12 protein-coding genes are annotated in these 12,996 nt (G+C 46.1%); all 12 read left to right on the top strand.

What is annotated here, in order from left to right; genetic code table 11:
- Nucleotides 1-14: 14 nt before the first annotated feature.
- The 12 genes from E4V70_RS08860 (at nucleotide 15) to E4V70_RS08805 (ending at nucleotide 12,747) form a co-directional block, all read left to right on the top strand.
- Nucleotides 15-1,598 carry a cyclic peptide export ABC transporter gene (locus tag E4V70_RS08860; RefSeq protein ID WP_122862738.1) on the top strand — a complete coding sequence of 528 codons (1,584 nt, stop codon included), beginning with the start codon at nucleotides 15-17 and terminating at the stop codon, nucleotides 1,596-1,598.
- A 56-nt stretch (nucleotides 1,599-1,654) separates the two neighbouring features.
- Entirely contained in the window at nucleotides 1,655-1,924 is a 270-nt protein-coding gene (locus E4V70_RS08855) for a DUF2470 domain-containing protein (RefSeq protein ID WP_002949591.1), read from the top strand.
- Between the two features lie 315 nt (nucleotides 1,925-2,239).
- The gene (locus tag E4V70_RS08850) at nucleotides 2,240-4,330 is read left to right on the top strand and encodes a TonB-dependent receptor (protein WP_232037855.1); all 2,091 of its coding nucleotides are present in this window, start codon (nucleotides 2,240-2,242) and stop codon (nucleotides 4,328-4,330) included.
- Nucleotides 4,331-4,505: 175 nt separating this feature from the next.
- Nucleotides 4,506-5,135 carry a MotA/TolQ/ExbB proton channel family protein gene (locus E4V70_RS08845; RefSeq protein ID WP_122862737.1) on the top strand — a complete coding sequence of 210 codons (630 nt, stop codon included), beginning with the start codon at nucleotides 4,506-4,508 and terminating at the stop codon, nucleotides 5,133-5,135.
- The gene (locus E4V70_RS08840; RefSeq protein WP_122862736.1) at nucleotides 5,113-5,535 is read left to right on the top strand and encodes an ExbD/TolR family protein; all 423 of its coding nucleotides are present in this window, start codon (nucleotides 5,113-5,115) and stop codon (nucleotides 5,533-5,535) included. Before E4V70_RS08845 ends, E4V70_RS08840 begins: the two co-directional genes overlap by 23 nt.
- A 50-nt stretch (nucleotides 5,536-5,585) precedes the next feature.
- On the top strand, nucleotides 5,586-7,658 hold the full coding sequence (locus tag E4V70_RS08835) for a TonB-dependent receptor (RefSeq protein ID WP_122862735.1): 2,073 nt from the start codon (nucleotides 5,586-5,588) through the stop codon (nucleotides 7,656-7,658).
- Entirely contained in the window at nucleotides 7,648-8,628 is a 981-nt protein-coding gene (locus E4V70_RS08830; protein ID WP_122862734.1) for a FecCD family ABC transporter permease, read from the top strand. The genes E4V70_RS08835 and E4V70_RS08830 overlap by 11 nt, the downstream gene beginning before the upstream one ends.
- A gap of 1 nt (nucleotide 8,629) precedes the next feature.
- The gene (locus E4V70_RS08825) at nucleotides 8,630-9,397 is read left to right on the top strand and encodes an ABC transporter ATP-binding protein (RefSeq protein WP_122862733.1); all 768 of its coding nucleotides are present in this window, start codon (nucleotides 8,630-8,632) and stop codon (nucleotides 9,395-9,397) included.
- A 31-nt stretch (nucleotides 9,398-9,428) separates the two neighbouring features.
- On the top strand, nucleotides 9,429-10,250 hold the full coding sequence (locus E4V70_RS08820) for an ABC transporter substrate-binding protein (protein WP_122862732.1): 822 nt from the start codon (nucleotides 9,429-9,431) through the stop codon (nucleotides 10,248-10,250).
- The gene (locus E4V70_RS08815) at nucleotides 10,250-11,017 is read left to right on the top strand and encodes an energy transducer TonB (protein ID WP_122862731.1); all 768 of its coding nucleotides are present in this window, start codon (nucleotides 10,250-10,252) and stop codon (nucleotides 11,015-11,017) included. Before E4V70_RS08820 ends, E4V70_RS08815 begins: the two co-directional genes overlap by 1 nt.
- Entirely contained in the window at nucleotides 11,018-12,241 is a 1,224-nt protein-coding gene (locus E4V70_RS08810; RefSeq protein WP_122862730.1) for a radical SAM protein, read from the top strand.
- Nucleotides 12,238-12,747 (top strand): flavodoxin family protein, encoded by a 510-nt coding sequence (locus tag E4V70_RS08805; protein WP_122862729.1) that lies wholly within the window; start codon nucleotides 12,238-12,240, stop codon nucleotides 12,745-12,747. The genes E4V70_RS08810 and E4V70_RS08805 overlap by 4 nt, the downstream gene beginning before the upstream one ends.
- The last annotated feature ends 249 nt before the right edge of the window (nucleotides 12,748-12,996 follow it).

Below are 12,996 nucleotides of genomic sequence, written 5' to 3'. Positions count from 1 at the left end.
CAAAAAGAATGAAAATGTTTAAAAAAATATCAAAAAAAACGCTTTGGCAAATCATCGCCATGATCGTATCTAGCGCCGTTTTTAGCGGCTCTGGGATCCTGATACTAGCCTTTATCAACAAATACCTCTTAAATTTAAAAGAACAAGACGCTCAAATTTTGCTCGCATTTTTTGCGCTTTTGATTTTGTTTTTGGGCTTTTCGGTGCTCTCGCGCATCGCTCTTAGCGTGATCGGCAACGATTTTGTCTACGAGCTGCGAGCCAAAACGATAAAACGGATCCTAGATACCGCAAATCAAAAAATCGTAGCCGCGGGCAAGTCAAATTTGATCGCCTCGCTCTCAAGCGACGTGCGCAGCCTAACCGACGGCTTTATGCAGGTGCCAAGCATTATCCAAGGCGTGCTTATCATCGGCGCGACGGGCGCTTACGTGCTTTACATCTCGGCCGAGATTTTCGTGTTTTTGGTGCTTTGGATGAGCGCGGCGACATGGATTTGCCGATACTTCATCAAAAATATCCACAAATACTACGAACAATGCCGTAACGGCGAGGATGCGCTGTACCGCGACTATCAGACCTGCATCGAGGGGCATAGGGAGCTTAGCTTAAATTTAGCCCGCGCAAAGCGGCTTTTTTGGGACCGCTTTATCCCAAACGCAAAAAGCCTGCGCGAAAACATCGTAAAAGCCGAGATCCATCAATCCTTTATGAGCAACTGGCTAAACACCGTGATGTTAGGCGCCGTGGGTATCGAGATATATTTTTGCCTAGCCTACGACGCCGCGAGCCTGCAAGACGCGATCACGGTTGCGCTAGCGATACTTTTTTTGCGAGCGCCTCTCATGATGCTGCTTTACTCGGTGCCTAGCGTATTTCGCGCGCGCATCGCGTACGAGCGGCTAAAAAAGCTAGACCTAGCGCCCTTTGAGCCGGAATTTGAGCTAGGCGAGACGGCTCCGCAAATTTGGCAAAAACTGCGCCTAAAAGATATAAATTTCGCCTACGACGAGGGGAGCGAATTTGCGCTAAAGGATATAAATTTAGAGATTAGGCGCGGCGAGACGGTATTTTTGATCGGCAAAAACGGTAGCGGCAAAAGCACGCTATTTATGATCCTGGCCGGGCTTCTAGCGCCAAAAAGCGGCGAGATGTTTGCAGACAGTACCAAAATCACCGAGTCAAATTTAAAAAGCTACGCAAACACGATCAGCGCGGTGTTTAGCGACTTTTATCTCTTTGACGAAGTGATGAGCGACAATGAGGCGCTGATAGAGGAGCTGCTAAAAAAGATGTCGATAGAAAATAAAGTAAGTGTCAAAGACGGGATTTTTAGCACGCTAAATCTCTCCCAAGGCCAGAAAAAACGCCTCGCTATGGTCGCGGCGCTACTTGAAAGGCGCAAATTTTTGATCCTTGACGAGTGGGCGGCCGATCAAGACCCGGAGTTTAGACGGCATTTTTACGTAGAGTTTTTGCCTGAGTTAAAGGCTCAAGGATACACGATCTTTGCGATCAGCCACGACGATGCGTATTTTGACGCGGCGGATAAAATTTACGAGATACGAAACGGGCAAATCGCGCTTATTAAGGGCTAAAATTCAGCTAAAGATGGTTAAAATAACGGATATCATTTTTAAATCAAGGAGACATAATGCAGCTAAGCGAGGAAGCAAGAGAAGCCAAAGAGATGGCGCTAGGCATGATGAACGATAACTTCATCGGCCTTACAGAGGATATGTGCGCAAAATTTGGCGGCTTTACGAACCCGCAAAACGTCAAAATGACCGATATCACCGAGGACGGCATGCATATAGCCTGCGACGAGGGCGAGGTGTTCGTGCCGTTTGAGAAAAAGGCCGAGCTAACGGTCGAGAGCCTACGCGACGAGGTCATAAACATCGTAAACAGCATGGAGGGGTAATCCTCCCTTGCCTCTTTAACCGGAGCGCAAATTTACCGCGCTTGCTTGCTTTTACGCCAAATTTAACCCTCAAATTTAAAACCATCCAAGCTTTACCTCGCGTCAAATTTATTTTTAAAGTCTTTCAAATTTAATCTTTAAATTTCATCTTTGAAACGCGCAAAATCGTCTGCAAATTTAAATCGAAAATATCATCCGAATTCGCTCTTGATAAATTTAATATAGAATTGATTTTAATTATTAATTAATATAAAAAGCAATAAAATAACGAAAATTTTATCATTATTAATTATGATAAAACCGAACGGAGTTAAAATGAGCAAAAAAAGATTAGGCGCGCAAGGCGGTAAATTTATACTTTTGTCGCTAGCCGCAGCCGCAAGCCTAAACGCGCAAACCCAAAACGTCACGCTTGACGCGGCTATAGTAACGGCGACGGGCTTTGAAAGCGCGCTAAAAGAAGAGACCAGAAATATATTCGTCGTAACCAAAACAGACATCGAAGCCTACGGCTACCGCACGATAAAAGAGCTCGTAGAAAAGATCCCTAGCGTTGATTTCGTCAGCACTTCAAGCCTAGGCGAAAACATAGATATGCGCGGGCAAGGCATGCGCGGAGACGGCGCGACGCCTACTATGGCCGTAAAAATCATGCTAAACGGGGTGCCGATAAATATGGTCGATGCGGCGCACGGCATCATACCGCTTGAGATGATAGCCATCGAGGACGTCGAGCAGGTCGAAGTGATGCCAGGAGGCGGAGCCGTGCTATACGGCAGCGGCACTAGAGGCGGCGTGGTAAATATCATCACCAAGCAAAGACCGCGAGATTTTTTCGCAAACGTAAGCTCAAAAATCGGCTCGTATAGCTACCGAGACGCCGCGGCCACCGTCGGCGGAAACGTGAGCGAGGATCTGTTTTTAAAATTTAGCGGCAAGGCCTTCGGTCAAAACGGCTACAGATACGACTACAAGGAGCGCGGATACTACCTAAGCGGCGGGCTAAACTACAAATTTAACGACTCTCACTCGCTAAATTTTACGCCTAGCATATTTAAATCAAAAAGAAACGATCCGGGCACCCTAACCCAGAATCAAGTTTCGCAAAACCGCAGACAAAACGCCAATAACGGCTTAACAAAGCTCTTTGAAAACGAAAAAATCGACGTAAACGCCGTTTATGAGGGTAAATTTAACGACTTTTACTCGATAAATTTGATGCCGTATTATCAAAAAATCAAAATCAAAACCTCATCGACCGAGTCGGCTCGCGGCGTGCGCTATCCGATGGAGGGGCTTTTCGGCGATAAAAAATACGGCATAAATTTTAAAAACAAGCTCGACTACGGCAGCGGCGAGTTTATCTTTGGCTACGACTACGAGCAAAACAAGGGCGAAAGAGAGTCGCACTACGCAGTGAAAATGTCGCCAGTGATGAGTATGAAGCACGATACGACGCTCGATCTAGAAAAGACCACGCACGCGTTTTATTTTATGGAAAAGCATAAATTTACCAAGCTTTTCGATCTAAGCTTTGGGTATAGATTTGAGCTCGCGCAGTACGAGGCGAGCAGAGTTTCTGATATGAAGGGCTTTAGAAACGGCATGCCTTTTCCTCCGATGACTAGCTACAACGCCATAAGCGACGGCAGAGATATCACCAACCACGCGTTTGAGTTTACGCCTAATTTTAGATACTCAGACACGGGAAACGTATATTTTAAATTTGAACGCGGCTACATCTCACCATCGCCTTCTCAGCTAACCGACAAGGATCAGGCAACCAAACAGTACAAATTTAACGACCTAAAATCCGAGAAATTTAACACCTATGAGATCGGACTAAAAGATCATGTCGCAAGCATGCCAGTAAACGCTACCGTGTTTTTAACCGATACTAGCGACGAGATAGCCTACGCCGAGCTCGGTGCCAATCACGGAGACGCTTGGAAATACTACAACATCGCAAAAACCAGACGCTACGGATTTGAGTTTTTTAGCAGGCAAAACGTCTTTGATAAGCTGATTTTAAGCCAGTCCTACGCCTACGTAAACGCGACGATCAAAAAAGGCGACAACGCAGGCAAAGAGGTGCCCTATGTTTCAAAACACAAATTTATATTCGGCGCGGACTACGAGATCGTGAGCGACTTACACCTGTTTGCGGACTACAAATTTTACTCCAAGAAAAAGGACCTAAACTACGACGACATCTCCTCCCGCAGCATCGTGGACGCGGGCGTTTCGTATAAATTTAAAAATGGATTTGGCATAACCGGAGGCGTAAAAAATCTCTTTAACAAAAAATACTACGACTACCAAGGCAAAAACAGCCAAACCGGCATTTACGAGTATAGCCCGGCAAACGAGCGAAACTACTACGTAGAGTTTAAATATACTTACTAAACCGCTAAATTTAGGGCTCTGTGCCCTAAATTTGCCTTTTTGGACGCTCTACTTTTCTGCGAAACGTTATTTGGATTTTGTTATCTAACGCTATGAAATCTTGCCGAATTTTATTACCGATTAATGATAGCGGCGGTATAATAAACAGCTTTTGATAATTAATATTAGGATTAAAATGTTTGAGTATATAGAAGTCGGCGGCATCTTTATGTGGCCGATATTTTGCCTCTCGGTGCTCGGTATTGCGGTGCTTCTTGAAAAAGGAGCGTATTTTTTATTTACCGAGATAGATGCGACGAGTTCGTTTAAGATCAAGCTTTGCAATCTGATTTTAGAAGGCGACTACGCAAAAATCAAAGAATTTTGCAAAGGCTACAAAAACTCGCTTGCTAAAACCGCGCTTTTCGTCGCGGAAAATTTAGGCGAAGGCGCGAGCAAAACGCAGATCGACTACATCGCCGAGGAGGCCGTATCCATGCAGCTAACCTCGCTTGAGAGGCGCACGTGGATACTGGGTCTTTGCGCTAGCGCGAGCCCGCAGCTAGGGCTTCTTGGTACGATAGTCGGTATGATAAAGGCCTTTAGCGGACTTAGCGGCGGCGTAGACGCTCCGCTCGTAGCAGTCGGTATCTCAGAGGCGCTTTATACGACGGCTTTTGGGCTCATAGTGGCGATTCCTTGCGTGATATTTTTTCTCATGATTAGCAAAAAGATAGATTTCATCCTAAACGACCTAAACCGCATTATGAGCCTGTTTGGACGCAGTTTTGAAAGGAGAAGCTGTGAAATATGTCCGCAGAGATAAAGCCAGATACGCCGGCATCTCGATGCTAAATTTGATCGACGTGATATTCGTGCTTTTGCTATTTTTTATGGTTACGACCTCTTTTAACAAATTTGCCCACATCGACATCGCTCTACCCCAAAGCGCGTCAAATTTAGACGAAAAAGATACCAAAAACGTCGAGGTTTTTTATCTGCTTAGCGGCGAAGTGCTTTTGAGCGTGGACGGCGAGCAAAAAAGCTTAAATTTAACGGATCTAGCCGCGCAAATCGCAAATTTGACCCCAAAGCAAAAAGAGAGCGTCAAACTAAACGCAGATGAGGCTATAAACTACGGCGAGGTCGTAAATTTAATATCTATTTTAAAAGATAACGGCACGCAAAACGTCGAGCTAAATATCAAGAAAAAGCCCAAAGGATAGAAAATGAGCCTAGTTTTATCTCCCTGTAAATTTAACCAAGGAGAGTAACTATGATTGCCAGATCAAGCAAAGGAGCTATCGCGCTTTCGCTGATAGCGAGCATAAATTTATACGCCGCAGAGGGCGGCTCTACGAGACTAGACGCCACCGTTATAACTACGACGGGCTTTGAGAGCGCGCTAAAAGACGAGGTTAGAAACGTAACCGTTATAACCGCAAAAGAGATAGAGGATAGGGGATACCGCGATATCAAAGAAGCTCTAGAAAAAGCTCCCGGCGTCAGCCTAAACGGCAACAACGTAGATATGCGCGGACAAGGCTCCAGAAGGAGCTCGTCGGCTAGATCTACTACGACCGTAAAGGTGATGGTGGACGGCGTCGCGCTAAACATGATAGACACTACTCCAACTAGAATCCCCGTAGATATGATACCTATCGAGGACGTAGATAGGATAGAGATAGTCCCTGGGGGCGGCACCGTGTTATACGGCAGCGGCACGATGGGAGGCGTGATAAATATCATCACCAAAAAGAGCAAAAAGAAATTTTACGCCAGCGTATCTAGCAAGCTAGCCTCCTACTCCTATAAAGACGTAGCCCTAAACGTCGGCGGCGGAGTAACCGACGCGCTATCTTTAAAACTAAACGCGAAAAAATCGGACTCAAACGGCTATAGACGCGGGGATAAAACCAAAGAAGACTACGTCTCGGGCGGCCTAACCTATCAGATAACGGACGATCAGGCGCTATCTATAAACTCAAGCTATTTTAAAGACAAAAGCCGCACCACTGGTGCTCTAAGCAAAGCTCAGCTAGAGCAAGACAGAAGACAAGCGGGATCAAGCAAAACCGACTACCTAAACAAAAGAGTTAGCGTAAACGCCGACTACTCTATAAATTTAAACGACGCGCTGACGTTTAGTCTATCGCCTTATTATCAAAAACTAACCATGGACTCGTATAGCGCCTACAAAGACGGCGGCAGCGGATCGCTAGGACTAACCGATAAACAAGCCGGGGCTAAATTTAAGGGCAAATACGGCTACGGCAGCGGAGATTTTATATTCGGTTACGACTTTTTAAGACAAGAGGCCAAAAGATCTATACACTCAAAATCTACGAGCAGACGCGGCCCTATCACGGTAAGCGCCGACGTCACGACTAAATTTGACGTAGAAAAGAAAACGCATTCGTTTTACGTGTTAGAAAAGCACGACTTCACCGATCAGTTTTCTTTGAGCGCTGGATATAGACTCGAGCTAGCTAGAAACGATATGGATAGACGCTCAAACTCCGTCGTAATCATGACGCCCGGCCGAACGATAACTAGCGCTTCGTCCTTTAAAGGCAAGAAAAACTCGGACAACCACGCCTTTGAGATAACGCCTAGCTTTAAATACTCAGACACCGGCAACGTTTATTTTAAATTTGAGCGCGGCTTCGTCTCACCCTCGCCCGTTCAGTTCGTAGATAAGCCAAACAGAACCGACTACGTAGTAAATAATCTAAAATCAGAAACCTACCAAACCTACGAGCTTGGCGTGAGGGATATCATCTATGATAATTTCATAAGCGCGACCGTGTTTTTAACTGATACGAAAAACGAAATCTACACCAGAACGCTAACTAACAACATAACCGACGGTTGGTTTTTTATAAATTTAGACGACGTCAGGAGATACGGAGCCGAGCTCTACGCCGAGCAGCAAATTTTAGACAACCTAAAAACTAGCCAAACCTTCTCCTACGTAAAAGCCGAATTTAAAAAAGGCAACAACAAAGGCATGGAGGTGCCGACCGTACAAAAGAGCAAATTTGTTGCTAGCATCGACTACGAGCCGATCAAGGATCTAAATTTACTCCTTGACGTCAAATACCTATCAAAGCTAAAAAGAGCGATCTACTCTGGCGTGACGGATATATCCGGCTACGAGACGCAAACCGTGTCTAGGACGCTAGTAGATCTTGGAGCGAAGTATAAATTTAAAGGCGGATTTTCGGTCTCTGCGGGAGTTAAAAATTTATTCAACAAAAAATATAACGCCTATCAAAGCGAGCTAGAGGACATATACGAGCCCGCCGACGAGAGAAACTACTACGTAGAGTTTAAGTATGCCTACTAAAAACGGAGTTACGGCGGTTTTGGCGGCGCTTACGGCGCTGCTTTTTATATTTTCGCTTAGCCTCGGCGGGGCCGATATCTCGTGGCAAGATATCATCAAATTTGCAAGTGGCGGCGAGATAGACGAGATAAAGGAAACCATCCTGCTAGAAATCCGCTTGCCGCGCGTCATAATGGCCTTTTTAATCGGTATGCTTTTAGCAAGCTCTGGCGTCGTCGTACAAAGCGTATTTTTAAACCCGCTAGCAGACCCCTACATCATCGGTATCGCCTCCGCCGCGACCTTTGGCGCCGTGGCAGCTTATCTTTTAAAGCTGCCCGATTTTTACTACGGCGTGTTTGCCTTTTTTAGCGCGGCGATACTTTCGGTGCTCATTTTTAAACTCTCCAAAAAAGGCAAATCCATCGCCACGCTTCTTATCATCGGTATCGCGTTTTCGTCGTTTTTAGGCGCATTTACGAGCTTTGCGACCTACCTCATCGGCGAGGATAGTTTTAAGATAGTAGCGTGGATGATGGGCTACGTGGGCTCTGCCAACTGGGAAAAGATCGCCTACATCAGCGTTCCTCTCGTGCTATCTATGGCGTATTTTTACTTTAAGCGTTTTGAGCTAAACGTCATCCTAAGCGGCGACGAGGAGGCTCAAAGCCTAGGCGTGGACGTAGAAAAGATGAAAAAACGCCTGCTCATCGTTTCATCCTTAGCCGTGGCGTTTTCGGTCGCGTTTACGGGCATGATAGGCTTTGTGGGGCTCATCATCCCGCATACGCTGCGCATGATACTAAAAACCTCGAGCAACATCGTTTTGATACCCATTAGCGCCTTTGCGGGCGGGTTTTTCCTGCTAGCCTGCGACACGATAGGCAAAAGCGTCCTAAGCCCGACCGAGGTGCCTATAGGCGTAGTTACGGCGTTTTTCGGCGCTCCGTTTTTTCTATTTTTAGCTATCCGTTCAAGCAGGAGCATATAAGGTGAAAGTAGAAAAACTATGCTTTAGCTACGGCAAAAAAGAGATACTAAAAAACGTAAATTTAAGCCTCAAAAACGGTCGTTTCGTAGGGATTTTGGGCCCAAACGGCTGCGGCAAATCCACTCTTTTAAAAAATATCCTAAGAATTTTATCGCCAAATAGCGGCGTAATAACCCTGGAAAACAAAAAGCTGGAGGATTATTCGCTAAAAGAGCTAGCTAAAATTTTAGGCTTCGTGCCGCAAAAAACGGTTTTAAGTATGCCTCTTACGGTCGAGGATATCGTGCTAACGGGGCGCTTTTGCCATCTAAAAAGCCAGTTTAGCGGATACGACGCAAACGATATTGCAAAAACCTACGAGATCATGCGCCTGCTTGACGTAGAGCGGTTTGCCAAACGCAGCGCCCACTCTTTAAGCGGCGGCGAATTTCAGCGCGTACTGCTAGCTAGAGCGCTAGTTAGCGAGCCAAAGATTTTGCTTCTTGACGAGCCTACAAGCGCGCTGGATCTAAACTACGGGGTTCAGATGCTAAAGATCTGCGAAAATTTAACTAGAGAGCTAAATTTACTCTCCGTAGCCGTACTGCACGATCTAAATTTAGCCACTATGTTTTGCGACGAGCTCGTGATGCTAAAAGACGGCGAGATACGCTACGCAGGCACGGCAAAGCAGCTTTATACGAAAGAAATTTTATATGAAATTTACGGGCTAAACTGCGAAATTTTAGAACACGACGGCATGCCGTTCGTAGTGCCCGTAAAGCGATAAATTTACAAATCAAAATTTGAAAGGATTTTCTATGAAAAAAGTCGCGGCATTTTTACTTGCCATCAGTTGTCTTTTGACGAATCTAACCGCAAACGCGCCCAAAAAGCTAGTCGTGCTAGACCCTTCGGTCGTCGAGATAGTTTATATGCTAGGCGCGCAGGATCAGCTAGCGGCCATCGCTACGCTTCAGTTTTCTAAAATTTGGCCAGAGGATCAAACCGTAAAGCTAAAAAGCGTAGGCACATACACGAAGCCAAATATCGAGCAGATCGTCGAGCTAAAGCCCGATCTCGTCGTCACCAGCTTTCACTCGGCAAACGTAAACGAGAGCCTTGCTAAATTTAACCTAAAAACCCTCACGCTAAAAGCCGATAGCGTCGGCGATATCTACAAAAATATCGAAGAAATCGGCAAAGTAACGGGCAAAGAGCAAAAAGCGAGCGAGGTCGTAAGCGAGATAAAATCAAAAATCGACTCTTTCGCAAACAGCGAGGTAAAGGGCAAAAAGATACTAGCGGTATTTTCCTCGACGCCGCTTACGGGCTTTAGCTCAAAGACGCTGCCGGGCGATATCTTTACCAAACTCGGACTAAAAAACATCGCCGATAACGTGGAGGGCTCGACTCCGATCGTCTCGACCGAGTTTATCTTATCGCAAAATCCGGACTACATCGTCGTTATCGGCGGCATGGGCGGCGACGGCGACAATTTCCTAAAACAAAATCCGGTGCTTAAAAAAACGATCGCCGCAAAAAACGGCAAAGTACTCACCGTGCCCTCCTCGCTGCTACTTAGAGGAACGCCTCGCATAGGCGAAGCCGTAGATAAATTTTACGAGATGCTAAGCAAATAATGCGCTATTTTCTAGTCTCGCTCGTCTTAAATTTAGCTCTGCTTTTTTTGCCGTTAAACTCGCGCCCAATAGAGAGCGCAAAACCGCAAGAAACGATAAAGATCAAGCTAAATTTGACGCAAGAAGAGCCCAGCAAAGAGACTAGAGAGTATGTGCCGCCTCAAAGCGCCGAGCCATTTGAAAGGCCGCAAGAAACGCAGCCCGAGCCGGTCAAATTTGAGCCCGAGCCAGAGCCCGAAATTTCACGACCCGAGCCAAAGCCGGTAGAGAGCGAACCTATAAAACCCAAGGAGGAGAAAAAGCAACCGCCAAAACCGAAAATAAAAAAACAAATCTCGCCAAAGCCCGCGCAAGCGGTAAAAGACGAGCCTAAATTTGAACCCGCGCCCGCGCCGACTCAAAATTTACCCGCCGAGCAAAGCGCGCAGCCTAGCTCAAATTTAGCTCCCGCAAAGCAACCCGCCGCGCAAAATAGCAGCGAAGCAAAAGAGCAAAACGCGTGCAAAGAGGGTGTCGACTTTACCGTGACGCGCGAGCCGGAGGCCAAATATCCCAAAAAAGCGATCATGCTGCGGCTAAGCGGGACGTTTAAGGTCGAAGTCGATTTTAAATTTGACGGGCAGATACAGATCGTCGCCGTGCGCGGGAAAAATAAAATCTTTAACAATGAGGCGGTGAAAATAACAAAGGAGTTAGAAATTAAAGCATTAAAAAATATTTCGCATTGTATAATTACCAAACCTTACGAGTTCAAAACGGAGGAATAGATGTTTGAAACCAGACAAAAGGGGCACGCCGGGCCGACGCGTCCCAAAAAAATAAAGATGGCGACTAACGCCGAGGTGGAGAAATTTTTAACCGAGGAGCTACCCGCGCAAAAGGACGGCGTGATCTATATCCACGTGCCTTTTTGCGACAATATCTGCTCGTTTTGCTCGATGAACCGCACAAAGCTAGAAGACGAGCTAGACAGCTACACGCAGTATCTGCTGGGCGAGATCGAAAAATACGGTAAATTTCCGTATCTGCAGGCTAAAAATATCCGTAGCGTCTATTTTGGCGGCGGAACTCCTACAATACTAAAAGAAAAGCACCTAGAGCCCGTTATCACGGCTCTGCGATCAAATTTTAATATCTCGGACGACTGCGAATTTAGCCTAGAAACCACGCTGCATAATCTAAATTTAAGCAAAGTGCGCCTACTAGAAAGCCTAGGCGTAAACCGCTTTAGCATCGGCGTGCAGACCTTTTCGAACAAAGGCCGCAAGCTGCTAAACCGCGTCCACGACAAAAAAGGCGCAATAGAGCATCTAAAAATGATCAGGCAAAATTTCAGCGGCATGGTTTGCACGGATATTATATTTAACTACCCCGAGCAAACGATAGACGAAGTGCTAGAAGACGCTCGCCTAGTAGACGAGCTAGAGATCGACAGTACGAGCTTTTATTCGCTTCAGCTTTTTGAGAAATCAGAGCTCGCAAAGACGGTCTCGCAGGACTACTACGACGTAAACTACGAGCATAGGCTGCACAACGCTTTCTTTGAAAAGCTGCTAGGCACCGGCAACTACGAGGTGCTCGAGCATACTAAATTTAACCGCATCGGCCGCGACCGCTATCAATATATCCGCCTAAGCCACGAGGGCGCCGATATCCTGCCGCTAGGTAGAGGCTCTGGCGGAAGGCTAGGCTACTACGATATCTATAACGCTAAAGAAAAAATGCGTATGATAAACAAAGTAGACGACAAGCAGCGCGCCGAGGGACGGCTAAAAAGCCTCTTTATGTACCCGAAAATCGACCTCGCGCAGGTAAAAAGCTTCGTTAGCGATGAGACGTTTGACGCGCTAATGGAGTTTTTCAAAAAATGCGAAAGCAAAGGCTATATGCGCATAGAAAACGGCTTTTTAAACTACACGACGGACGGCGTATTTTGGGGTATGTCGATCGGCACCGAAGTAGCAAATATCTCACAAAAGGACTTTGAATGAAAAAAATAGTTATCTACACGAGCGCGACTGGAAATACCGAGAAAGTCGGTCTTGCCATCGCAAACGAGCTTGGCTGCGAGGCGGTCAAATTTACCGAGGATCTACACCTAAATTTGGACGGTTACGACTTTATCGCGCTTGGATTTTACGTCGATAAGGGCGACGCGGAGCCTAAATTTAAACGCTTTTTACGCGAGATAAAGGGCAAAAAAACGGGCGTTTTTATGACGCTTGGCATGGATCCAGAGCACGAGCACGCGATGAACTGCCTAGAAAAGGCAAAAGTCGTACTTCGCGAGGGCGAAAATGAAATTTTACGCGAGTTTTACTGTCAAGGCGCGATCGATCCGAAAGTCATCGAGCAGCTACGCAAAATGGGCGAAGCCGCTCCTAACGACCCGCGCTACGCCGTGACTCCAGAGCGCGAAGCCAGATGGGCTAGAGCCGCGACTCACCCTGATGCAAACGACCTAGAAAACGCAAAAGCAGCGTTTAGAGGGATATAAATTTGCCGCCGATTGGCGGTCAAATTTGCTAGTTAAATTCGGCGCATTTTAAACTCATAAATTTGCGCCCTATTTTCAGCTTTAATTTAAATTTTACTAACCCAGACCCACAATTTTAAGGCGCTAAATTTGGTTTTTAAATTTGATGGAGTTAAATTTTACGTTTTCAAGACTAGGGTCTCGGGCCGGCAAAATTTAAATTTAGCCAAATTTGACCGCTCAAAACCGCCCCTAATACTCCAAATAAGC

Origin of the sequence: Campylobacter showae (assembly GCF_900699785.1) — a bacterium.
Classification (GTDB): Bacteria; Campylobacterota; Campylobacteria; order Campylobacterales; family Campylobacteraceae; genus Campylobacter_A; species Campylobacter_A showae_D.
Note: the sequence above shows the minus strand (reverse complement) of the source record. Positions and strands in the feature narration are given on the sequence as shown.

Bases quoted from the DNA above. Each gene is read 5' to 3' on its own strand.
- E4V70_RS08835 (WP_122862735.1), top strand. From the start codon at position 5,586: ATGATTGCCAGATCAAGCAAAGGAGCTATCGCGCTTTCGCTGATAGCG.
- E4V70_RS08860 (WP_122862738.1), top strand. From the start codon at position 15: ATGTTTAAAAAAATATCAAAAAAAACGCTTTGGCAAATCATCGCCATG.
- E4V70_RS08820 (WP_122862732.1), top strand. From the start codon at position 9,429: ATGAAAAAAGTCGCGGCATTTTTACTTGCCATCAGTTGTCTTTTGACG.
- E4V70_RS08850 (WP_232037855.1), top strand. From the start codon at position 2,240: ATGAGCAAAAAAAGATTAGGCGCGCAAGGCGGTAAATTTATACTTTTG.
- E4V70_RS08815 (WP_122862731.1), top strand. From the start codon at position 10,250: ATGCGCTATTTTCTAGTCTCGCTCGTCTTAAATTTAGCTCTGCTTTTT.
- E4V70_RS08810 (WP_122862730.1), top strand. From the start codon at position 11,018: ATGTTTGAAACCAGACAAAAGGGGCACGCCGGGCCGACGCGTCCCAAA.
- E4V70_RS08845 (WP_122862737.1), top strand. From the start codon at position 4,506: ATGTTTGAGTATATAGAAGTCGGCGGCATCTTTATGTGGCCGATATTT.
- E4V70_RS08805 (WP_122862729.1), top strand. From the start codon at position 12,238: ATGAAAAAAATAGTTATCTACACGAGCGCGACTGGAAATACCGAGAAA.
- E4V70_RS08830 (WP_122862734.1), top strand. From the start codon at position 7,648: ATGCCTACTAAAAACGGAGTTACGGCGGTTTTGGCGGCGCTTACGGCG.
- E4V70_RS08855 (WP_002949591.1), top strand. From the start codon at position 1,655: ATGCAGCTAAGCGAGGAAGCAAGAGAAGCCAAAGAGATGGCGCTAGGC.